Origin of the sequence: Micromonospora sp. NPDC002575, from assembly GCF_042889525.1 — a bacterium.
GTDB classification, from domain to species: Bacteria; Actinomycetota; Actinomycetes; order Mycobacteriales; family Micromonosporaceae; genus Micromonospora; species Micromonospora carbonacea.
Genome location: NZ_JBIARA010000005.1, coordinates 313,639 through 335,659, shown reverse-complemented (window position 1 = coordinate 335,659; position 22,021 = coordinate 313,639). Strand labels below are relative to the sequence as shown.

The window sequence follows — 22,021 nt, the reverse complement described above, 5'->3', positions numbered from 1 at the left end:
CAAACGCTCGGCCAGTCCGGGGTATCAAACAATCTTGGCACTGGCTTATCAAGCACCCTGTTGAGTTCTCAAAGAACAACCACACACCATCCGAAACCCCCACACCCGGGGGCCCCATCCGGGGCATCTCGTTCCATCCGTGCCCCCCGCTTCCGCGCCGGGCACTTTTACTACTTTACCTCACCGTTTCCGCCGTGTCAAACCGTGTGTCCCGGTCTGTCGTGCTTCGTACGGATCCGGCCCGACGAACGCGCACAGCAGCGAACCACTGCTCGTGATCATCGGATTTGGCAGGCCGGCCGTCGTGGTCTCCCACGCTCTCGCCCGGTTCCCCGCCGGTCGTCTACCTTACCCGGTCGGTTTCGCCGCTCCAAATCCGCCCTGCGGCAGATCCGGTGGCCCCGCCCGGCTCGCCCCGGTCAGGGCGAGCTGTGCTGTCCGGCGCTCCGGCCTCCAGGGCTTTCGCCCCGTTTCGTCCGTTCCGCGCTGGCAGAGAGAAAGTTACGCGTCCCGGGGTTTCAACGTCAAATCGGGGGGTAGAGGCCCCCGTCACACCATTCGTGATCGAAGATGCCCGCAGCTCAGTGCGTCAGGATCGGCCACGCGCGGCCCGCCAGCCCCGTACGCCGAGGATGCCGACCGTGCTGCCGATCGCCAGGGACGCCCCGATCAAGAGGGCGTGGATCCAGAGGAACCCGGTGGGTGCCCCCTCGCCGACGGCGCCGCCGGACCAGGCGCGGGGGTCGTTCCAGATGGCGACGGCGAACCGGGGCCAGATCACCCACGTCCACCCGCCGACCCCGACGAGGAAGAGCGCCCACCCGCGCGACAGCACCATGGTCCGCGAGTATGCCAGCGGCCCCGCGCCGCGTACCTTGTTTCGGTCTGCGCGGGCGCACGGGCGGCGGCCCGCGGTCTATCGTGGAGGCGTGGCCCGGCCCTGCACCCTCATGCCCGAGGGCGTCGACGCTGTCGACGGCCTCGCGGTGGGTGCCGCTCCGGTGCCGCCCGGCAGCTCCGGCGACGGCCGCGAGCGCATCCTGGACGTCCTGCGTGCCGGCGGACTGCGGTTCCGCGCCGGCGGGCGATGGCGCACCGGCTCCCTGATCTGACGAGCCGATCCACCCGACCTCCGACGGGCCTTCGCCCGAGGTCGGCGCGCGCCCGCGCGTCTCCCACCGCTTCCACGGCACGAAAGGCACATCTCCATGTCCGTCGCACGGATGCTCACCGGTGACCGCCCGACCGGGCGGCTGCACCTCGGCCACTACGTCGGCAGCATCGCCAACCGGGTGCGGCTGCACCAGCGCTACGAGAGCTTCTTCATCATCGCCGACCTGCACATGCTGACCACCCGCAACACCCGCGAGGACATCTCCGCGGTGTCCCGCAACGCCCGGGAGATGGTCACCGACGTCCTCGCCGCCGGTGTCGACCCGGCGCGGGCCACGTTCTACCTCCAGTCGGCCATCCCCGAGGTCGGCGACCTGAACACCCTGTTGCAGAACCTGGTGAGCGTGCCCCGGCTGGAACGGGTGCCGTCGCTCAAGGACATGGCCCGGGCCGCCGGCAAGGAGGAGATGCCGTACGGGCTGCTCGGCTATCCCGTCCTCCAGGCCGCCGACATCCTCTGCGTGAAGGGGCAGGTGGTGCCGGTCGGCAGGGACAACGCGGCGCACGTCGAGGTGACCCGGGAGATCGCCCGCCGGTTCAACCACCTCTACGGGGACGTCTTCCCCGTGCCGGAGACGATCGTCGCCGAGACGCCGTCGCTGGTCGGCACGGACGGGCGGCGGAAGATGAGCAAGAGCCTGGGCAACACGATCCCGCTCTCCGCCGACGCGGCCACGGTCCGCCGCGCGGTCATGGGGATGTACACCGACCCGAACCGGGTGCGCGCGGACGTGCCGGGCACGGTGGAGGGGAACCCGGTGTTCGCGTACCACGACGTGTTCAACCCCGACCGAGCGCAGGTGGCGGACCTGAAGGAGCGGTACCGGGCCGGTCGGGTCGGCGACGTCGAGGTCAAGGAGCAGCTCGCGGCGGCGCTGAACCGGTTCCTCGACCCGATCCGCCAGCGGCGGGCCCGGATCGAGGCCGAGCCGGGCCTGGTCGACCAGCTCATCGTCGACGGCACGGAGCGGACCCGGGCCGAGGTGCGGCGCACCCTGGCCGAGGTCCGCCGGGCGATGGGGCTGACCGGGGCGTACCAGCAGGTGCGGCGGCGGGCCGAGCGTGCCCGCCGGGCCGCGGGCACCCGGACGTGACCCGAGGGGTACGGCGGGAGCCGCGGAGAACGCGGGGTGTCAGTCCTCCGGGTCCGGGTTGTCCCTGAGGACGCCGTTGAGGTAGAGCGACTCGCGGCAGGTGGTGGCGCGGGGGGCGTTGGCCGGGGTGCCGGGGCGGCGGCAGACCACGGTGAGGGTCACCCGGCCCCGGGCGGGAATGCGGATCGGGGTGACCGAGTGGTAGTCCTGGTTGCGGAAGTTCTCCAGGGCGTAGGTGACGACCCGCACCTGGTTCGCGGTGACCGTCAGCGTGCCCTCGTCGCCCTGCACGTTGTCGACCAGGAAGTCGGTGAGCAGGAACGTCTTGTCCGCCGGGACGGTGTAGCTGCGCTCCGCCGACCCGTTGGGGCTGGTGCGGAAGGTGATGGCGACGGAGAACTGCTCGCCGCCGAGGCCGCCGGCACCGGCGGGGCCGCCCACCCCGCCGCCGTCGGTGCTGCCGTCGCCGGGGGTGCCGCCGCCCGGGGTCCCGCCGCCGGGCGGGGCGGTCGTCGGGGCCGGGTTCGGCGCGGCGCTGGGCACCGGCTCGCCCCGCGCGACCTGCCGGGCCTTCTCCGCCTCCACCGCCTCCCGGGCGGCGGTCTCCACCTGCGGGCGCAGCAGCCCGAACCAGAGCGCCAACAATGCCAGGAGCAGGGCCAGCAGCGCCGCCAGCAGCTTCAGCAGCCCCGCCGAGATGACCGGGCGCTGGACGAAGACGGCGTCGAGGCCACGGGCCCGGCCGTCCGAGGCGCGCAGCTCGACGGCGAACGGGTACTCCTTCGGCGTGCCCCACCACAGCAGCCGGCGGGCGCGTACCCGCAGGGGTGTCTCGGCCCGGGTGCCGTTGGGCACGGTGACCGGCTCGGCGGGCAGCGCGAACGTCACCTGGTCGGTGCCCTCGGCGGCGGCGAGGCCGACCTGCTCGGTCAGGTTGCCGAGGTTGTCGGTGTCGATGCGGTAGCGGGCGCTGCGCAGCCCGCTGCGCGACGGCGGCTGCACCTGCGCGGCCAGCTCGGAGAACGGCTCGACGGTGAGGACGCCCTCCTCGACGACGGCGGAGTCGGGGTATTCGGCGGGGATCACCCGGACGCCGAAGGGCCGGTCGCCGGCGTCCACCCGGGCGGAGCGGGGCGGGCGGAAGGTGACCGTGACGGTGTCCGAGCCCGCCGGGTAGAGGTTGAGGGTGGGCGGCTGCACGGTCACCCACTCGTCCGGCACGCCGAGGATCTCGAACCGGTACGCCTCGACCGTGTCGCCGGCGTTCCGCACGGTGACCGGGACCTCGGCCTCGCCGCCGGGGGCGACGCTCACGGAGGTGCTGGCCAGATTCGCCGATGCGCGCATCTGCTGGAGCGTAGGAGCGCTTCTGCGGCCTGTCAGGGGCCATCGGGGTACGACGGCGGGCAGAGGTCGCTGCCCGCCGGGCGGCGTTAAGTACACGCAAAGACACCGCTCCCATACTCGCCGTGCCGTCGGCGCGCCGGCCGTCGGCACGGGGATAGGAGGCGAGGATGCAGCGGATAGCGGTCTACGTGCACGCGACGGATCCGATCTCGTGGACGGGGGTGACGGGCCAGCTCACGGGTCGTCCCGAGGTGAGGGTCCTGGCCCAGGCGGACGCCGCCGAGGCGGCGGTCACCCTGGTCGTCGTGGACAGCCTGACCCCGCCGGTGGCGCAGGTCCTGCGGCGGCTGCGCCGGGAGCAGAACCGGCTGGTGCTGGTGCCGGCCACCATCGACGACGCCCAGCTCTCGGCCGCCGTCGAGTGCGGGGTGGTGGGGGTGGTACGCCGCGGCGAGGCGTCCGCCGGTCGCCTGGTCGAGGTGATCCAGTCGGCGGCGCGGGGCGAGGGGAGCGTCCCGGCCGACCTGCTCGGTCGGTTGCTGAACCAGATGCGCCGGCTCCAGCGGGAGGTGCTCGACCCGCGCGGGCTGAGCCTGGGCGGGCTGAGCTCGCGGGAGGTGGACGTGTTGCGGCTGGTCGCCGACGGGTTCGAGACGCGGGAGATCGCGGCGAAGCTGTCGTACTCGGAGCGGACGGTGAAGAACGTGGTGCACGGCATGACGACCCGGTTGCACCTGCGCAACCGGGCGCACGCGGTGGCGTACGCGCTGCGGCACGACCTGATCTGAGTCGCTGGATCCGAGCCGCGCCCGGGGGCCGGCCGGGCGGGGACCGGGGTCGCCGGTGCGGGCGGTCGTTGCCCGTACCGGCGGAGGTTCTGCCCCGGTCCCTGGCCGGCGGTCCCTGTGCCGGGCGGCGGCGGGCGGCCACGATGGCCCTCTGGGCCGTGCGCGACGTGGCCGCCCGCCCGCCGTCTCCCGTCGAGGTGCCGATTGCGTCCCACCCGAAGGTCTCCCCTCGTCGCCGCCGCGACGGCGGTCGCCGCGTTGCTGGGCGCGTGGGCGCTGGGCGTCCCGCCCGACCGGGCGTCGTACGCCGAGCCGACCGACCCGCCGCCGGTCACCGATCTGCGGGTGGCCTACCTGGGCACCGGGCACCGCAGCATCGGCGTGGTCTCCGGCACCGGGGCGGAGGCGACCGCGCCGCCGCTGTTCGGCGGCGGGCCGGCGCACTTCGACGACGAGGTGTCCGCCACGGGGGACGTGGTCGTCTGGGTCAGCCGGCGCGGGTCGGAGCTGGCCCAGCTCTGGGTGCGCCGCGGCTCGGGCGAGCCGACCTGCCTGGTCGACGACCCGACGCAGGTCGCCGGGTCGCCGGCGGTGTCGCCGGACGGCACCCGGGTCGCCTTCGAGCAGACCCGCGATGGCGTGGGGAGCTGGCACGACATCTTCGTGGTCGGCGTCGACGGCACCGGGCTGCGGCAGGTCACCGACGGCGCCAACGACAACCGCCGGCCCACCTGGTCGCCCGACGGCACGGCGCTGGCGTTCGAGCGGCGCGACGACGCGGGCGTGTCGCAGGTGCACCGGGTGCCGGTCGACGGCGGGCCGGTGACCGCGCTGACCGCCCGGCCGGAGGGGGCCGGTGAGCCGGCCTGGGACCCGGACCCGACGCACGACCGGATCGCGTACACGGCCGCGCCGCAGGACCCGGACGCCCGGCAGATCCACCTGATCAACACCGCCGGGGGCGACGACCGGCTGCTGCTCGCCCCGTCGTGGGACAGCCACCAGCCGAGCTGGTCGCCGGACGGGACGACCCTGGCGTTCCTGAGCCGGACCACCGACGACGGGGCGCGGGGGCCGGTCGACCTGGTCTACACGGGGGTGCCGCGCCGCGACTGGTGCCCGTGCGAGGCGGTGCTCCGCCTCGCCGAGGACCGCCTCGTCGGCGACCCCGCCTGGTACGTCCCGCCGGGTGCCGGCGCGCCGGTGCTGGTGGTCAGCCGGACCACCGCGCCGGACCGGTACACGGTGACGTTGCAGGACGTCCGCCCCGACGCCACCGACCCCCGTGACCTGGGGCTGACCGTGCTGCGGGAGGACCCGGGCGCGGCGACGGACCCGGACCTGCTGTGGCGGCCCGTCGACGGCGACCCGTGGACCGCCCGCCCCGACTACTCGCCGGACGGCCGGCGGATCGTGGTGAACCGGTTCGAGACGGTGGGCGGCAACCGGGTGTCCCGCCTCTGGATCGTCGACGCCGACGGCGGCAATCCCCGGTTGCTTCCCCTCGCCGATCGCGGGGACACCGACGTCGAGACCGACCCGGCGTGGTCGCCGGACGGCACGCGCGTCGCGTACGCGCTGGCCGGGCCGGGCGGGCCCAGCCGGGTGGTGGTGGCGAACGCGACCACCGGGGAGCACGCGCTCACCGTGCCGTCGGGCGGCGACCCGGGCCGCTCCGACAGCCAGCCGGCCTGGTCGCCGGACGGGTCGACGCTGGCCCTGGTGCGGGGGCAGCCGGAGGGAACGGTGGCCGACAGTCACGTCTGGACGGTCGACGCCCGCGACGGCACCGGGCAGCGGGACCTGACCGACGCCGGCTGCCCCGGCTGCGTCGGGGCGGACTACGGCCCGAGCTTCTCCCCCGACGGCCGCCGGATCGCGTTCGGGCGGGGCCCCGACGGGCTGGTCGTCACCGACACCGACGGCGGCAGCTGCCAGGTGCTCGCGCCGCAGACCCCCGGGGTGGGCTGCGCCGACCCGCTGGTCGCCCCGCCGGACGGCCCGCACCGGCCGCGCGACGTCGCCTGGTCGCCGGACGGGCACCAGCTCGCCTTCAACTCGCGCCGGTACACCGAGCCGGCCAGCCCCGAGTACGTCAAGACGTACGACTTCGACACCGCCGTCTTCGACGGGCTGACCTGGGAGTTCCCCGGCCGCCACCGCAAGCCGACCTGGCAGCGGTCGGTGGACCTGGCCACGGCGGTGGCGGAGCCGCCCGCGCCGGTGCGGATCGGCGAGCGGACCACGCTGACGCTGACGGTGACCGACCGGGGGCCGACCCCGGCGGCGAACGTCCGCCTCGACCTGCGGGTGCCCGACGGGGTCCGGGTCAGCGCGCTGGAGCCGGAGGCGGGCTCCTGCCAGCTCGCCCCGCCGGGCTGCGACCTGGGGCCGATCGGGCTGGGCAACACGGTGCAGGTACGCGTGGAGCTGACCGGGGTGACCGCCGGGACGTACCCGCTGGAGTGGACGGTCGGGGGCTGGACGGCCGACGCGCGGCCGTCGGACAACACGGCGTCGGTGCCGGTGACGGTCGTCCCGGTCCTCCCGCCGACGACCACCCCGACGCCTACCCCGACGGGCCCGCCGCCCACCAGCCCGCCGGCGGCGGGCCTCGACATCACGGTCACGGTCGACCCCCTCCCGGCGTACGTGGGCGGGACGGTCACGGTGACCTACACGGTCCGCAACACCGGCGGCCGGCCGGTGACCGGAATCCGGATAACCCCCGCCCTGCCGGCGGGGGTGCCGGTGCGCACCCGGCCGGCGGGGTGCTCGGCGACCTCTTGCCCGGTCCCCGACCTGGCCCCGGGCGTCGGCCGGGAGCTGGAGTTCGTGCTGGCCCCGGACGCGGCGACGTCGACGACGGTGCGCGGCACGGTGGCCGCCGACGGCGGTCTCGACGACACCGCCCAGGCCCCGCTGCGGGTGCTGCGGCCCCGGATCGTCGCCGTGCCGGCCATCGGGCCGCCGGCCTTCGTCACCTCCGTGCGGGGCACCGACTTCCCGCCGGGCGTGCCGGTGCGGCTGGCCTGGGACGTCGGCCTGACGGCGGCGGCGAACCCGGCCGTGCCGGCGGCCGACGGCACCTTCGCCGCGCAGCTGCTGGTGGTGCCGCGCGACCAGCTCGGCCCCCGCAGGATCGTGGCCACCGGCGCGGGGTTCGGCGCCGTCCGCACCGACTTCCGGGTGATCCTGCCCGCCCAGCAGCCGCCCGGCCTGCTGTTCCGCGGCTGGTGAGGGGACGACGACGATGATCCACGAGGTGGACGAGGCGCTGCACGCGCTGCTGACCGAGGAGATGCTCGCCGGCACCGACGTGCAGCTCGCCTTCGACGCGCCGACCCGGGAGTGGGAGGCCCGGCGCAACGCCCCGACGGTGAACCTGTTCCTCTACGACGTGCGGGAGGAACTGACCCACCGCCGGGAGGGCCGGGTCGAGGAGCACGACGCGGACGGGGTGGTCGTCGCCGAGCATCGCCCACCCCGGTACTTCGCCCTGTCGTACCTGGTGACGGCGTGGACGGCGCAGCCGCAGGACGAGCACCGGCTGCTGTCGGTGCTGCTGGCCGGGCTGGTCGTGCACGACGTGCTGCCCCCGGCCCGGCTGGTCGGCGGGCTGGCCGCGCTGGGGCTGACCGTGCCGATGAGCGTCGCGGTGCCGCCGTCGCGGGAACGGGGGCTGGCCGACATCTGGTCGGCCCTCGGTGGCGCGCTGAAGCCGTCGCTGGACCTGGTGGTGACCACCCCGATCGCGGCGTCCGCGACCTTCGCCGCCCAGCCCGTCACCGACGGGCTGCGGCTACGCGCCGGGGACCGGGCCGGTGGCGGGCCGGCGGACCGAACCGGCGGGCCGGCGGGGCGGGCGGCGGAGGTGGAGGCCCGAAGGCTGCGCCACCCGGACCCCGCCGACGGCGTCACCCCCATCGGGGTACGCCGGGCGCGCGGCACCGCCGCCGAGCGGCAGCGCCGGCAGGGCACCGGTGGGCCGATCCGGGGCGGCGGCCGGTGACCGCCACCGTCGACACGGATGCCGGGGTGGCCCCGGTGGGCGGCGTCCCGAGCGGCGGGCCGCGGGCGGCCGGCCCGGCGGCGGAACGGGTCGAGCCGCCCGGCACCGCGTACCTGCGGGCCCGGCTGTTCCTGGTGGAGCAGCGGGTCCGGCGGGCCGTGCTGGCCGCGCGGGCGACCGACCCGGCCCCGGACGACCCGCTGCGCGGGCTGCGGGTCTCCGACGACGACGCCTGGCGGCTCGTGGACGGTCCCGCCCCGCCCGCCCCCGACGAGATCGCGGCCGAGGCGGTGGAGGCCGCCGACCGGTGGGCCGCGCAGGCCCGGTCGGCGGGCGCCCGGATACCGCTGTCGGAGCTGGCGGAGGACTTCGCGCTGACCCCGCTGGACGTCGAGTTGCTGCTCATCGCGCTCCTGCCCGACCTGGACCGGCGCTACGAGAAGCTCTACGGCTACCTCAACGACGACGTGACCCGCCCCCGGGCGACGACCGGGCTGGCCCTGTCGCTCTGCGGCGTGGCCCCCGTCGCCGGGCCGGGCCGGGCGCGGCTCACCCCCGCCGGTCCGCTGGTGGCCGGCGGCCTGCTCCTGGTCGAGGAGGCCGACCGGCCCTTCCTGACCCGCACGTTGCGGGTGCCCGACCGGGTCGCCGGTCACCTGCTCGGCTCCGACGCCGCCGACGGGCGGGTCGACGGCCTGCTCCGCTGGCCGCCCGGGGCCGCGCCCGACGGCTCGGGCCAGGGGCGGAACCGGTCGGCCGTCGACGGGTTGGCGGCGGCGATCCGCGCCGGTGACCGGCTGGCCTACCTGCGGGAGGAGACCGGCGGGGCGGCCGAGGGGCTGGCCTGCGCCGCCCTGGCCGCCGCCGGCTGGTCGGTCCTGCTCCTCGACCTGGACGCGCTGGGCGGCGACCCGACGCCGCCGGAGTCCCTCGCCGCCGTGGTACGGGAGGCCCGGCTGCGCCGGGCGGGGCTCGTCGCCGGCCCGGTCGACGCCCTGGACCCGGCGGGGGGCGCGGCCCACGCGCGGCTCCTGCGCCGGCTCACGGCGCTGCCGGTGCCGGTGCTGCTCACGGGCCGGCTGCGCTGGGATCCGGACTGGGCGCAGGAGTCCCCGCTGCTGGTGACCGCCGCCCCGGTCGGCGCGCCGGAGCGGGCCCGGCTGTGGCGGGACGCGCTGGCCGGGCGGCCGGTGGGGCTAGCCGCCGACGTCGAGCCGGAGCGGGAGCTGGCCGCGTACGTGCTGACGCCCGACCAGGTGCGGCGGGCGGCGGTCGCGGCGGCGCAGCACGCGATCCTCGACGGCGCGGACCGGGTCGCCGCGCGGCACGTGCGGGCGGGGGTGCGCTCGCAGAACGCGGCGGCGCTGGAGCGGCTGGCCCGGCGGGTGGAGCCCGCGGTCGGCTGGGACGACCTGGTCCTGCCCGCCCCGGTCCGGGACCAGCTCGCCGAGCTGGCGCTGCGGGTCCGGCACCGGGAGCAGGTGCTGGGCGGGTGGCGGCTGCGCCCCGGCGGAGGGCGGGGGCGCGGGGTGACCGCCCTGTTCGCCGGGGACTCCGGCACGGGCAAGACGATGTCGGCCGAGGTGGTCGCCGCCGACCTGGGGCTCGACCTGTACGTGGTGGACCTGTCCACGGTGGTCGACAAGTACGTCGGGCAGACCGAGAAGAACCTGGAGCGGATCTTCACCGAGGCGGCCGGGGTCAACGGGGTGCTCCTGTTCGACGAGGCGGACGCGATCTTCGGCAAGCGTTCCGAGGTCAGCGACGCGCACGACCGGTACGCCAACCTGGAGAGCGCGTACCTGTTGCAGCGGATGGAGTCGTTCGACGGGGTGGCCGTGCTGACCACGAACCTGCGGGCCAACCTGGACGAGGCGTTCCTGCGCCGGCTCGACGTGATCGTCGACTTCCCGGTGCCGGACGCGGCGCAGCGGCGGGCGCTGTGGGACCGCTGCCTCGGCGCCGAGCTGCCCCGGGCCGCCGACGTCGACCTGGACCGGTGCGCCCTGGACTTCGAGCTGAGCGGGGGCGGCATCCGGGCCTGCGCGGTCAGCGCCGGCTACCTGGCCGCCGCGGCGGGCGGCCCGGTGACGATGGCGATGGTGACGGCCGCCGCCCGGCGCGAGTATCGCAAGCTGGGCCGGCTGGTCCTGCCGGCCGTGCCGCCGAACGGCGTGCGGGGCGCGCCGGGCAGCGGCGGGCGGGCCCGCCGACCCTGACGCCGACCCGCTAGGCGGCCCCGTCCGCCAGCGCCCGGGACGCGGTCGCCTCGGCCTCCCGTTCGAACCGGTCGCCGGGGTCGCTGACCCGCAGGCCGGTGCCGTCGTCGGTGCCCGCGACCGGGCCCAGTCGCTGCTGGATGACGTGGGTCAGCTCGTGCGCCAGGGTGTGCCGGTCGGCGCCGCCCTCGCCGAGCACCACGTGGTTGCCGGAGGTGTACGCCCGCGCGCCCAGCTCCGCCGCCGACGTGCGCGCCGCCGCGTCGTCGTGGACCCGCACGTCGGAGAAGTCGGCCCCGAGCCGGCCTTCCATGTCGACCCGGGTCGTCTCGTCCAGTGGCCGGCCTCCGCCGCGCAGCACCTCGTGGGCGGTGGACCGCTGCACGGCGGGGGCGTCGTGGCCGCAGCCGGGTGCGTGTGCGTGCCGATCCTGCTCGATCAGCCGGGCCACCGCCCGGTTGCCCATCGTCCGTTGCAGGCCGGCGAGTTCCTCCGGGCCGGTCCCACCGGCCGGTGCGGGCGCGCCGGTGTGCCGGGCGGACGGCGGGGCGGAGCGGACGGGCTGCTGTTCCCGCGCGTCGGAGTCCTGGCCGGGCCGGATGCGGTGCATGTCGGGGACCCTCCTCGTTGCAGTCGGCGGCGGGGCCGGATCCGAGCCGCCGGCCTAGCCGCCGAGGCGGATGGTGAGGGTGAAGCGGCCGGGAAACCGGCCCTCCCAGTCCCACTCGCGGTGGAAGCTCTGTGCGGGGTCGGCCGCGCCGTACATCTGGAAGTACCACTGTGGGTCGCCGGAGCTGAGCGTGGCGGTGCTCTCGTGCCGGGCGAAGTTCTCCATCGTGACGTAGTCGGTCCCGCTGCGGGCGACCACGCCTGCGAAGTGGAAGTCCAGCTCGCCCGAGCTGGCGTCGCTCTCCAGAGACTTGATCATGAGGACGTCGCCGATCTGCGGCGGCGGGGTGAAGGCGTTCAGACCGAAGCGGCGGGCCAGGTCCGGGAAGCGTTCGTCGTCCCGGAAGCCCATCACGGCGCCGATCTGGGCGGCGTACACGGCCGAGAGGGCGCTCACGTTCGCGGCGCTGGCGTCCCTGCTCGCCGCGGCCTTCGCCGCCTGCACCTGCTGCCGGTACGCGGCTGCCGACGTCGGGGTCAGCACACCGAGGAGCCGGGCGATGGCGTCGAAGTAGCGCTCCTCCCCCTCGACGGCCAGGCCCTGTCGGTTGGTCACCGCCGTGGCCATCTCGTTGCACCGCTGGGCGAGCCGGACATCGAGGCCCCGGCCCAGCTCCTCTCCCCCGACCGAGTAGCGAACCGGCTCGACCTGCCAGAGGGTCTGCTCCTGCTCGCCGATCTTGACCTTGAGGAACCGCCGGGTCCGCCGCAGCTCCAGGTAGTCGCTGCCGGCCTCGAACCGGACCCGCCCCTTCAGGTTGGCGTTGGCCTCGGCTATGCGCCGCTCGGTGGCGAAGAAGGTCTTGGCCTGCCGCCAGGAGCCTCCGGTGTCCTCGATGGCCAGGTCGAGCTTGTCCGAGATCCGCAGGGGCGCCTGCCCAAGGTATTCCACGTGCAGCGAGCCGTCCGCCCCCACGTAGCTGTCGTCGAAGGGCACCTGGGCGGGGAAGAAGTTCGGATTCGGGGTGGCGGATTCCGCGGTGCCGAGCTGCGGGTACCCGGCCGTTCCGGGGGCGACGGTGAGGTACCGCTGGATCGGGGTCGGCGCTCCGTCGCGGTCCGGCACCGGGCTGCCGAGCCGCTGCTGGACGGCGTGGGTCAGCTCGTGCGCCAGGGCGTGCCGGTCGCCGCCGTCCGCCCCGGGCCGGGCCTGCGTGTCCGTCGGTGTGGCGTGGCCGCACCCCACGCCCTGCTCGTGCTGGTCCCACCCGAGCGACCGGCCCACCGCACGGTTTCCCACCGTCCGCTGCAACGCGACGACCTGCGCCGGGTCGTTCCCGGGGGAGTCCCGCACCGGCGCCGTGGCCTCGTCGCGCCGGCTGTCGGGGGACGGGGTCGGGCCCGGCCGCAGGTGTTCCTCGGGCCCCGGCGTCAGCTCGGTGCGGTGACGGCGCATGTGCTGGCACCTCCTCGTGACGCGGGTCCGAGTGGTTCGCGGAGTGGTTCGCGGAGTGGTTCGCGGATGTCCGGTGGCGAGCGCGGGGCTCAGCGTACGAGGGCTTCCGCAGCGCCGAGAAGGACCGCGTGGCCAGGAAGACGGGCGCATGCCCCGGGCAGGGAGACGCGGTGCCCCTGCGGTGCGGGAGTCTGCCCCCGCGCGGTCCGTAGGGACCTTCCCGGCGGCTCCCCGGCCGAGCAGGCTGGCCAGCGTTCGCCGACCTGGCAGAGGAGCTCGCATGCCGACGTACCTGTCCCCGGGCGTGTACGTGGAGGAGGTGCAGAGCGGTTCGCGGCCCATCGAGGGCGTCGGGACCGCGGTCACCGCCTTCCTGGGATTCGCCGAGAAGGGACCCTTCCACGCGCCGACCCTGGTCACCAACTGGAGCCAGTACGTCCAGCTCTTCGGCGGGATGGTCGACGGCGCCTACCTGGCGCACGCGGTGTACGGGTACTTCGCCAACGGTGGGGGCGTCTGCTACGTCGTGCGGATCGGCGACCCGTCGACCGACCGGAAGACCGGTGGCCGGGGCGGGCAGAAGGCGCTGCCCGCCGGGGAGCCGTCGACACTGGGCACGTTCCGGGTGGCCGCCCTTCCGGCCGGCGGGGGCGAGATCACCGTGGAGGTCGCCGACGTCGAGGGCGAGGGGGCCGGCGAGGACCGGTTCCGGCTCGTCGTGCGCCGGGACGGCCAGGTGGCCGAGGAGTACGACGGCTCGTTCCGGCGCAACAGCAAGACCTCGGTGGCCAGCCAGGTCCGCGAGCGGTCCAACCTGATCACCATGGAGGAGGCCGCCGCGGCCAACGCGCTGGCCCGGCCCGCCAACCAGACCGTCACCCTGGCCCCGGCCGCCGCCCCCGGCGACGCCGTGCCGGCCGCCCTCACCGCCGGCGAGTTCGCCGGGGACGTCGACTCCCGCACCGGCCTGGCCGGGCTGGAGGCCATCGACGAGATCACCATGGTCGCCGCGCCGGACCTGATGGGGGCGTACCAGCAGGGGGTCGTCGACCTGGAGGCGGTCAAGGCCGCCCAGCTCGCCCTGATCGCGCACTGCGAGCAGATGGGCGACCGGATGGCCCTGCTCGACCCGCCGCCGGAGCTGACCGCCCAGCAGGTGCGCGCCTGGCGGCAGGACGAGGCCGGCTACGACTCCCGGTACGCGGCCCTCTACTACCCCTGGGTGAAGGTGTTCGACCCGAGCACCGGCCGGGCCGTGTTCATGCCGCCGAGCGGGCACCTCGCCGGCCTCTGGTCCCGCAACGACACCGAGCGGGGCGTGCACAAGGCCCCCGCCAACGAGGTGGTCCGGGGCGTGGTCGACCTGCAGAACAACGTCACCAAGGGCGAGCAGGACCTGCTCAACCCGATCGGGGTCAACTGCATCCGGGCGTTCCCCGGGCGCGGCGTCCGGGTCTGGGGCGCGCGCACGCTCTCCTCCGACCCGGCGTGGCGCTACATCAACGTCCGGCGGCTGTTCAACTACGTCGAGGAGTCCATCCTCCTCGGCACGCAGTGGGTGGTGTTCGAGCCGAACGACCAGCGGCTGTGGGGCACGATCCGACGCAACATCACCGCCTTCCTCACCGAGGAGTGGCGGCGGGGCGCGCTGTTCGGGGCGACCGCCGCGGAGGCCTTCTACGTCAAGTGCGACCAGGAGACCAACCCCCCGGAGGTGATCGACCGGGGTCAGGTGGTGTGCGAGATCGGCATCTGCCCGGTCAAGCCCGCCGAGTTCGTCGTCTTCCGGCTGGCCCAGTTCTCCGACAGCACCAGCCTGGTCAGCGACTGACCGGGCCAGACCTGACGAAAGGCGGCCACGATGGCCAGTGGTGACACCCTTATCGTGCACAGCTTCCAGGTGGAGCTGGGCGGCATCCAGGTGGAGCTGGTGCAGGAGGTCAGCGGCCTGACCGTCGAGCTGGACTCGATCGAGGTCAAGTCGGTGACCGCCACCGGCGAGCTGATCATCCGGAAGATCCCCGGGGCCCGGAAGGCCGGCGAGGTCACCATCACCCGGGGGCTCGACAAGAGCAGCGCCTTCACGGACTGGATCAAGGAGACGTTCCTGAAGGGCGCGGTGGAGGCGGCCCGGCAGAACATCAGCATCATCCTCAACAACGCCGACAAGTCCGAGACGCGGCGCTTCGACCTGTCCAACGCGTGGGTGAGCAAGTGGGAGGGGCCGGGGCTGAAGGCCGGCGACCCGACGGCGGCGACCGAGAAGGTCACCGTGGTCTACGAGGAGATCAGCGCGCAATGAGACGCCGTGGTGTCTCGGCCGGGGGCCTCGACACCCTCGTCGACCCGGCCGCCGGGCCGGAGGGGGCCGCCACGCCGTTGGTCGCGCCGGCCGCGCCCGTCCGGCTCCAGACGGAGTTCACCTTCCAACTCCCCCGGGGGTACGTCGACGAGGACGGCACGGTGCACCGGGACGGCAGCATGCGGCTGGCCACCGCCCGCGACGAGCTGGCGCCCCTGGTGGACCTGCGGGTCAAGCAGAACCCCGCCTACCTGTCGATCGTGCTGCTCAGCCTGGTGATCACCCGGCTGGGCACGATCAGCCAGGTGCGGGCGGAGGTCGTCGAGCGGCTCTTCGCCTCCGACCTGGCCTTCCTCCAGGACCTGTACCGGCGGATCAACGCCGAGGGGCACACCCTCGCCGAGGTCACCTGCCCGGACTGCGAGTCGGTCTTCGAGGTGGACCTGGCCGGTGGTCGCCCGGGGGAATCGTGACGTACGGGGCCGACCGGCTCCACGAGGAGGTCTCGTACGTCGCCTACCACTTCCACTGGCCGCGCACGGAGATCCTCGACCTCACGCACGCCGACCGGGCCCGGTACGTGTCCGAGATCGCCCGCATCAACACCAGGATGAACGAAGGTCAGTGAGGCGCGATGGGGCTACGCGACAGGCTGCGGCGGCTGGCCGCTGGCACCCGCGCCCGGGTGACCGGCTCCGCCGACGACGCCCGCCCGTCCCCCGCCGCGGCCGGGCCGGCAGGCCCGACGCCGCCCGCCAGCGCCGCCCCCACGGGTTCCGGCGGTGCCGGTGATCCCGGCTGGCGGGCGCTGCCGCCGCTGAGGCGGGCGGTGTCCACGGGGCCGCTTCAGGTCGCCGACCTGCCCCGGTTCACCGACCGGCTGGCCACCTACCGCGACCCGACCCTGCGCGCGCCGCTCGATCACCTGGTCAGCGACCAGGCACCGCTCGGAGTCGTCCACGATCTGGCCCGGCCCCGCCCGGCCCGGCCGGACGCCGGGCGGGGGCAGGCTCCGCACCTGCCCGCCGTCCAGCGGAGGGTCGCCGGTCTCCCCGCCGGCGACCCGGCTCCGGGCGCGGACCACCCGGCCGCCGATGCGGCCGGCGGCACCGAGTTGACCGTGCCGGCGCGGGCCCCGGCCACGGCGGGGGCATCGGCGTCGACCCCACGCTTGGCTCCGGCCCCAGCCACGGCAGCGGCGGGGACCGCGGGCCCGACCCCGGCGTCGGCTCCGCGCCCGCGCCCGGCTGGCGCTGCGGCGGGGGCAGGGGCAGGGGCGGGGGCGCTGGTCACCGCGCCGCCGCCGGGCCCGATCCGGCGGCTGGCCGGCACGCCGCTGCCCGACGCACCGGCCCGTCCACCGGCCACGATCCGGCGGGCCGCGCCGCCCGCGACGGCGACCGCCGTCCCCCCGGTGACGGGTCATCTGCAACCGGCCGCCGCGCCGCGCCCCGGCGGACCCGTCGCCCCGGCCGGCGGCCGGACCCGCGCCGTTCCGGCCGCCCCCAGCCCCGCCCACTCCGCCGACGTCGCCCACTCCGCCGGCGTCCCGCCCAGCGGCGTCGCCGGCAGCGGGCCAGCCGGCCGACCGGCTGCCACGGCCCCGCCCGCCGGGCCCGATGGCGGACTCCCACCGGACGCCCCGGGTGGCGGGCCGGTCGCGCCGCCCGTCCGCGGTGGGCCTTCCCGGGGCCGCGCCGAGCCTCCGGTGCGCCGCGCCGCCCGGCTCGGCCTCGGCGACCCGCTGCCCGCGCTGCCCGAGACCGCCCGGCCGGGCGCGGCCGGGCGGCCGGCCGCGTCGGGGCCCGCCGCCGCCACCGGTGGCGGCCCGCCGGGCCGGGCACCCTCCGGCCCCCCGTCGACGGTGCAGCGCACGCCGGCCGGGACGAGCGCCGGCCCGGGCCCGTGGTCGGGCGGCGACCGGCCGGCCGGCCCTGGGGAGCGCCGGCCCGGACGCACCGGCCTGGGACCGCCGCTGCCCGCCGACGGTCCACCCCCGGTGGTACGCCCGACCCCGCCCACCAGCCCCGACGCGCTCCCGGCCGACGCCTCCCGGGCCGGGGCGTCCCGGCCCGACGCCTCGGCGGTCGCCGTCCCCCGGGTCGGTGCGGCTCGGCCGGCCGCCGTGCCGCCGTCTCCCGCCCCGGCCGGCGACACGCCTCGGCCCGCGCGGCCGGCCGTGGCCGGCGAACCGGCCGCCCCGGCGGAGGGCACCCGGTCGTCGCCGGCCGCGGTGGACGACCCGCGCCGCGCCACCGCGGACGGCCCGCGCCGCGCGGTGGGGGACGGCCCGCCCCGCGCCGTGCCCGTACCGTCACGTGCGCCGGTCCGGGCCCCGGTCGACGGCGCGTCGGGCGGTGCCGCCGGTGCCCCGTCGCGGCCGGTGGTGCAGCGGCTCCGGTGGCGGCCGGCAGACCTGCCCGGGACCGCAGCCGCACCCTCGACGGCGGCAGCCCCGCACGGCGGCGCCGATCCGGGCGCCGCCGCCGACCGCGCGGTGCCGCCCGCCCCGACGCCGCGGGGCGTGCCGCCGACCGGCGTCGCCCCGCAGGGCGCGCCGCCGCCCACGCCTGCCCGGCCCCGCGACGCGCCGCCCGCAAGCGTTCCGCACGACGCGCCGCCCGCTTCCGTCACGCAGGCCGCGCCGCCCGCCACCGCTGCGCAGGCCGCGCCGCCCGGTTCGGCCGTCCCACGCCGGGTTCCGCTGCTGGCCGAACGCGGGCTGCCCCTGCTGACCGGGGCACCGGATCCGGCCGGCGCGGCCCCGACCGGCACCCGGGCCGGGGTGCCGGTGACCTGGCGGACGCGCGGCGCGAGCAGCACCGACCCGGCCCCCGCGGGGCCGTCCGGCGGGGCGGGGACGTCGTCCGGCAACCCGGCCTCCGTCCAGCCGGCCCCCCGGGCGGGCGCGGGCGGCGCGACGCCCCGCCCGGCGGCCCAGGCCGGCGGACGGCACGACGGGGCAGGCCGCTCCCCGACGGGCCGGCACCGGCCGCGACCGTCCGGCGTGGACGGGCTGAGCAGGGCCACGGGCGCCCGGGCATCCGACGTTCCGGCGCTGGGCGGGCACGGCACGACCGGATCCGGCGGGGCCGGCCCCGACGACCGGGCCGGTCAGGGCGGGCAGGCGGGCGGTGGCGCACGCGCCGGGCGGGGCCCGGCACCCGTGCTTCTCCCCGCCGGGCCGGCCGCCCCGGCACCGCACGCGTCGCCCGGCACGTCGCGGCGGCAGGCCGGCTTCGCGGGCGTACCGCTGCCGACGCGGCGGGCGGCGGGCCCGGCGGCGGCCGGCGGACCGGACGACGCCACGGGCCCGGCGCGGCGGACGACCACGGCGACCGGCCCGCACACCGGCGCCCCGGCGGCCCTCCAGCGGTCCACGGCCCGGCCGGACGCGCCGGCCGGCACCGGGACGACGAGCGCCACCGGGGCCCGGCCGGGGGACGGCGGGCCGGCGCGGCGGGCCACCCCACCGGCGGCCGGGGCCGTCCAGCGGCGGACCGCCGTCGGGACCACCCCGGAGCGGGACCCGGGGCCGGACCCGGAGACCCTGCTGCGGGGCCTGGAGCGGCGGCACCTGGACGCCCTGGCCCACCGCCTCGTCGAACCGGTCAGCCGGCTGGTCCGGGCCGACCTGCGGGCCGCCCGGGAACGGACCGGCCGGTGGCGGGACGGCGTCCGATGAGCCGGCGTACCGATCAGCACGAGAGGGGAGACGGCGATGGCCGGTGACGACCCGGGGACGAGCGTCCACTTCCGGCTCCAGATCGACGGCATCGACCTGGGCGACTGGAGCGGCTGCGACGGGCTCGGCTGCGAGGTGGAGCTGGAGCAGTACCAGGAGGGCGGCAACAACGAGTTCGTCTGGCAGTTGCCGTCGCGGCTGCGCTACTCCAACGTCACCCTGACCCGCCCGTTGACCAGGGACACCGCCAAGGTCTCCAGCTATCTCGCGCAACTGCCCAGCGGGGTGCGGCGGGGCACCGCGCAGATCGCGGCGCTCCGGCCCGACCTGGCGATGCTGGTGCAGTGGGGCCTGGCCGACGTGGTCCTGGTGCGGTGGTCCGGGCCGTCGTTCGACCCGAACCGCTCGGAGGTGGCCAGCGAGAGCATCGAGCTGGCGTACCACGGCTTCCTGGAGGTCGGCGGATGAGGTCGCGGGCCGGGAAGGTGGCGGCGCACCTCCAGCGGTACCAGCCGCCCACCTCGGGCGGGAACCAGCCGGGCGGGGCCCTCGGCGGGCCGATCACCTTCATGTTCAACCCGCAGCAGCTCGCGCTGACCAAGTCGGCGAGCTGGATCCCGCACGTCGTACGCGGGGCGGCGGACGTCGGGGTCGCCGAGTTCAGCGGCTCCGGGCCCCGGACGCTGAGCCTGGAGGTCTTCCTCGACGCCACGGACACCCACTCCCGCACGGTGCAGGACCGGGTCGACGCCCTGCTCACCTGCTGCGTGCCGACCAAGGCGAGCATCGCGGCGAAGGCGCCGTCCCCGCCGTGGGTCAAGTTCGCCTGGGGGCAGTTCCAGACCGTCTCGTTCTACTCGTACGTCAGCCAGGTCAACGCGACCTACAGCCTGTTCGACCCGGACGGCACCCCGCTGCGGGCTACCTGCTCGCTGACGCTCAACGAGGTCAGCGGCTCCACCCCGGGGCAGAACCCGACGTCGGGCAGCCGCACCGCCCGCCGGGTGCACCGGCTGGTCGCCGGGGACTCCCTGGAGCTGCTGGCCCACCGCGAGTACGGGGACCCGACGGCGTGGCGGGTCATCGCGGAGGCCAACGACATCGACGATCCGGTCCGGCTGCGCCCCGGCCGCCAACTCCTGCTGCCCGCGCCAGAGGAACTGCGCACCGGGGAGGGCCACGATGTCCAGCGGTGACCACACCAACAACCTGGTGGTGGGCCTGCCCGGCGCGCTGCCCCGGGCCTGGGCCGACCGGCTGGTGTCGGCGGTGGTGGAGGACAGCACGAACCTGGCCGCCACGGCGACCCTGCGCTTCCGCGACCAGCACAGCCGGTTCCTGCGGGACAACGGGGTGACCATCGGCACCGACCTGACCGTCCGGGTCCGCACCGGCCACGACGCCGCCCCGCTGCCGCTGTTCGCCGGGGAGGTGGTGACGCTGGAGTCGGAGTACGACGGGGTCGGCACCTTCACCACCGTCCGCGCCCTGGACCTGTCGCACCGGCTGATGCGGGGGCAGCGGGTGCGCAGCTTCGTCAACCGCAAGGGCTCCGACATCGCCCGGGAGGTCGCCGCCGCCGCCGGGATCCCGGTGGGCCGGATCGACCCCACCCCCACGGTGTACGAGACGGTCACCCAGCCGAACGTCAACGACTGGGAGTTCCTCAAGATGCTCGCGGTCGACAACGACGCCGAGGTGGTGGTGGTCGACGGCCGGTTCTTCTTCCGCCGGTCGGTGCGGGCCGCCGCCGCGCCGGGGGCGGGGGTCACCGCGGAGCAGAGCCCGTTCGTCGTGGAGATGAACGAGAACCTGCTGTCGGTGCGCTCCACCGTCACCTCCGTCGGCCAGGTGTCCGGGGTGACGGTGCGCGGCTGGGACGTGCGGGCGAAGCGGCCGGTGCGCACGGAGGTCGCCACCGACGCCAGCGACGAGGTGCAGATCGGCACCACCCCGGCGAAGGTGGCCCAGCCGTTCGGCGCGGCCCGGCTCTGCGTGGCGGACGTGCCCTACCGAACGGCGGCCGAGACGCGGGCGGTGGCCGGGGCGGTGGCGGCCGACGTGACGGGGGCGTTCGCGGAGCTGGAGGTGGGAATCCGGGGCAACCCCCGGCTGCGGGCCGGGGTGCCGCTGTCGTTGCAGCAGGTGGGCGCCCCGTTCGAGGGGAAGTACACGATAACGGCGAGCCGGCACGTCTTCGGCCCCGCCCAGTTCTACGAGACGTGGCTGACGGTCAGCGGCCGGCAGGACCGGTCGACGTGGGGCCTGACCACGGGGGCCGCCGCGCCCGCGCGGGCGACCCGGATCCCAGGGCTGGCCGTCGCGATCGTCACCAACACCAAGGCCGACGTGGACCGCCGGCACCCCGAGCGGGTCGGCCAGGGCTGGGTGCGGCTGCGCTTCCCCTGGCTGACCGACGCGCCGGACTACGAGACGGACTGGGTGCGTACGGTGCAGCTCGGCGGCGTCGGCGGGGGCGGGGTGTTCTGCCCGGAGGTCAACGACGAGGTGCTGGTCGGCTTCGAGCAGGGGCTGCTGGACCGCCCGTACGTCATCGGCGGGCTGTACAACGGGGTGGACAAGCCGTCGGTGCACGAGGGCGCGCTGGTGGACGCCTCGTCGGGCCGGGTCAACCGGCGCTCGCTGGCCTCACGTCGCGGGGACCGGATCGAGTTCCTGGAGTCGGCGCTGCCCTCGGGGCCGCGCGGGATCCGGCTGACCACGGCCCAGGACCGGCTGACCGTGCACCTCGACGACCGGCGTACGGCCGTGGTGGTGCACAGCGACGGCAGCGTCGAGATCGAGGCCCGGCAGCAGGTCACGGTGAAGGGGCGGGGGATCACCCTCGACGCCGGGGCGGGCGAGCTGACTCTGAGGGGCCGGTCGGTCAGCGTCGACGGCGGCACCCAGGTCGACATCCAGGCACCACTCGTGAAGCTCAACTGACCGGAGGGACGCTCATGCCGCCGGCCGCGCGCATCGGTGACAAGATCAGCCACCTGGCCACCGGGGTCACCCCGGGGCCGCCCACGGGGACCATCGGGCCGCCGGGCGGGCAGGCCCTGCCGCCGGGCACACCCGGCGCCCCGCTGCTCGGGGTGTCCAGCGTGCTCATCGCCGGCCGGCCGGCCGCGGTGGTCGGCACGGTCTGCGTCTGCGAGAAGCCGCCGCAGCATGCCGTGCTGCTGCTGACCAACCGGATCGTGCCGGCGGTGCCGCCGCCGCTGCGCCGGGTGCTGATCGGCGGGCACCAGGCGGCCCGGCGCGGCGACGCCACCGGTTGCAAGGCCGTGGTGAGCACCGGGGCGACGACCGTGCTGATCGGCGGGTGAGGCG

General features: G+C 76.2%; 19 protein-coding genes. 15 read left to right on the top strand and 4 right to left on the bottom strand.

From position 1 onward, the window contains the following. Positions 1 to 589: 589 nt before the first annotated feature. Complete coding sequence (locus tag ACFYWL_RS11305) at positions 590 to 838, bottom strand: SCO4848 family membrane protein (RefSeq protein ID WP_386970524.1); 249 nt, start codon at positions 836 to 838, stop codon at positions 590 to 592. 91 nt (positions 839 to 929) lie between these two features. On the opposite strand from ACFYWL_RS11305, the gene ACFYWL_RS11300 reads away from it, so the two are divergent. After that, positions 930 to 1,112, top strand: a complete 183-nt coding sequence (locus ACFYWL_RS11300) for a hypothetical protein (protein ID WP_386970521.1) — start codon at positions 930 to 932, stop codon at positions 1,110 to 1,112. A gap of 96 nt (positions 1,113 to 1,208) precedes the next feature. Then, complete coding sequence (trpS, locus tag ACFYWL_RS11295) at positions 1,209 to 2,267, top strand: tryptophan--tRNA ligase (protein WP_386970518.1); 1,059 nt, start codon at positions 1,209 to 1,211, stop codon at positions 2,265 to 2,267. Between the two features lie 39 nt (positions 2,268 to 2,306). Here the strand turns inward: trpS and ACFYWL_RS11290 are convergent, their stop codons facing one another. Beyond that, a complete protein-coding gene (locus tag ACFYWL_RS11290; RefSeq protein ID WP_386970515.1) occupies positions 2,307 to 3,614 on the bottom strand; it encodes a hypothetical protein in 1,308 nt (435 codons plus the stop codon). Positions 3,615 to 3,781: 167 nt separating this feature from the next. Here ACFYWL_RS11290 and ACFYWL_RS11285 point away from each other — a divergent pair, with 167 nt between their 5' ends. From ACFYWL_RS11285 to ACFYWL_RS11270, 4 genes are all read left to right on the top strand, one after another. Continuing rightward, positions 3,782 to 4,402 carry a response regulator transcription factor gene (locus ACFYWL_RS11285; protein WP_386970513.1) on the top strand — a complete coding sequence of 207 codons (621 nt, stop codon included), beginning with the start codon at positions 3,782 to 3,784 and terminating at the stop codon, positions 4,400 to 4,402. Positions 4,403 to 4,606: 204 nt separating this feature from the next. Next, positions 4,607 to 7,642 carry a hypothetical protein gene (locus ACFYWL_RS11280; protein WP_386970510.1) on the top strand — a complete coding sequence of 1,012 codons (3,036 nt, stop codon included), beginning with the start codon at positions 4,607 to 4,609 and terminating at the stop codon, positions 7,640 to 7,642. Positions 7,643 to 7,655: 13 nt separating this feature from the next. Next, positions 7,656 to 8,414: a DUF4255 domain-containing protein gene (locus ACFYWL_RS11275; protein ID WP_386970508.1), complete on the top strand. Its 759-nt coding sequence runs from the start codon at positions 7,656 to 7,658 to the stop codon at positions 8,412 to 8,414. Continuing rightward, positions 8,411 to 10,633, top strand: coding sequence for an ATP-binding protein (locus tag ACFYWL_RS11270; protein ID WP_386970505.1), 2,223 nt, complete (start codon positions 8,411 to 8,413; stop codon positions 10,631 to 10,633). Before ACFYWL_RS11275 ends, ACFYWL_RS11270 begins: the two co-directional genes overlap by 4 nt. Before the next feature lie 10 nt (positions 10,634 to 10,643). Here the strand turns inward: ACFYWL_RS11270 and ACFYWL_RS11265 are convergent, their stop codons facing one another. Together ACFYWL_RS11265 and ACFYWL_RS11260 are read right to left on the bottom strand one after the other, a co-directional pair. After that, on the bottom strand, positions 10,644 to 11,243 hold the full coding sequence (locus ACFYWL_RS11265; protein ID WP_386970502.1) for a DUF4157 domain-containing protein: 600 nt from the start codon (positions 11,241 to 11,243) through the stop codon (positions 10,644 to 10,646). A 54-nt stretch (positions 11,244 to 11,297) separates the two neighbouring features. After that, a complete protein-coding gene (locus ACFYWL_RS11260; RefSeq protein ID WP_386970499.1) occupies positions 11,298 to 12,698 on the bottom strand; it encodes a hypothetical protein in 1,401 nt (466 codons plus the stop codon). A 280-nt stretch (positions 12,699 to 12,978) separates the two neighbouring features. Between ACFYWL_RS11260 and ACFYWL_RS11255 the strand changes: the two genes are divergently transcribed. The 9 genes from ACFYWL_RS11255 to ACFYWL_RS11215 are packed head-to-tail and all read left to right on the top strand — an operon-like array spanning position 12,979 to position 22,017. Next, entirely contained in the window at positions 12,979 to 14,529 is a 1,551-nt protein-coding gene (locus ACFYWL_RS11255) for a phage tail sheath family protein (protein WP_386970497.1), read from the top strand. Positions 14,530 to 14,559: 30 nt separating this feature from the next. After that, on the top strand, positions 14,560 to 15,000 hold the full coding sequence (locus ACFYWL_RS11250) for a phage tail protein (RefSeq protein ID WP_043960741.1): 441 nt from the start codon (positions 14,560 to 14,562) through the stop codon (positions 14,998 to 15,000). Then, entirely contained in the window at positions 14,997 to 15,473 is a 477-nt protein-coding gene (locus ACFYWL_RS11245; RefSeq protein ID WP_386970494.1) for a hypothetical protein, read from the top strand. The genes ACFYWL_RS11250 and ACFYWL_RS11245 overlap by 4 nt, the downstream gene beginning before the upstream one ends. Then, positions 15,470 to 15,628 (top strand): DUF6760 family protein, encoded by a 159-nt coding sequence (locus ACFYWL_RS11240; RefSeq protein WP_386970491.1) that lies wholly within the window; start codon positions 15,470 to 15,472, stop codon positions 15,626 to 15,628. The genes ACFYWL_RS11245 and ACFYWL_RS11240 overlap by 4 nt, the downstream gene beginning before the upstream one ends. A gap of 6 nt (positions 15,629 to 15,634) precedes the next feature. Further along, entirely contained in the window at positions 15,635 to 18,685 is a 3,051-nt protein-coding gene (locus ACFYWL_RS11235; RefSeq protein WP_386970488.1) for a hypothetical protein, read from the top strand. Positions 18,686 to 18,721: 36 nt separating this feature from the next. Then, positions 18,722 to 19,153, top strand: coding sequence for a phage tail protein (locus ACFYWL_RS11230; RefSeq protein WP_043960744.1), 432 nt, complete (start codon positions 18,722 to 18,724; stop codon positions 19,151 to 19,153). After that, positions 19,150 to 19,881, top strand: a complete 732-nt coding sequence (locus ACFYWL_RS11225; protein ID WP_386970482.1) for a peptidase M23 — start codon at positions 19,150 to 19,152, stop codon at positions 19,879 to 19,881. The genes ACFYWL_RS11230 and ACFYWL_RS11225 overlap by 4 nt, the downstream gene beginning before the upstream one ends. Next, the gene (locus tag ACFYWL_RS11220) at positions 19,868 to 21,631 is read left to right on the top strand and encodes a VgrG-related protein (protein ID WP_386970479.1); all 1,764 of its coding nucleotides are present in this window, start codon (positions 19,868 to 19,870) and stop codon (positions 21,629 to 21,631) included. Before ACFYWL_RS11225 ends, ACFYWL_RS11220 begins: the two co-directional genes overlap by 14 nt. Positions 21,632 to 21,645: 14 nt before the next feature. Continuing rightward, positions 21,646 to 22,017 carry a PAAR domain-containing protein gene (locus ACFYWL_RS11215; protein WP_052503541.1) on the top strand — a complete coding sequence of 124 codons (372 nt, stop codon included), beginning with the start codon at positions 21,646 to 21,648 and terminating at the stop codon, positions 22,015 to 22,017. The last annotated feature ends 4 nt before the right edge of the window (positions 22,018 to 22,021 follow it).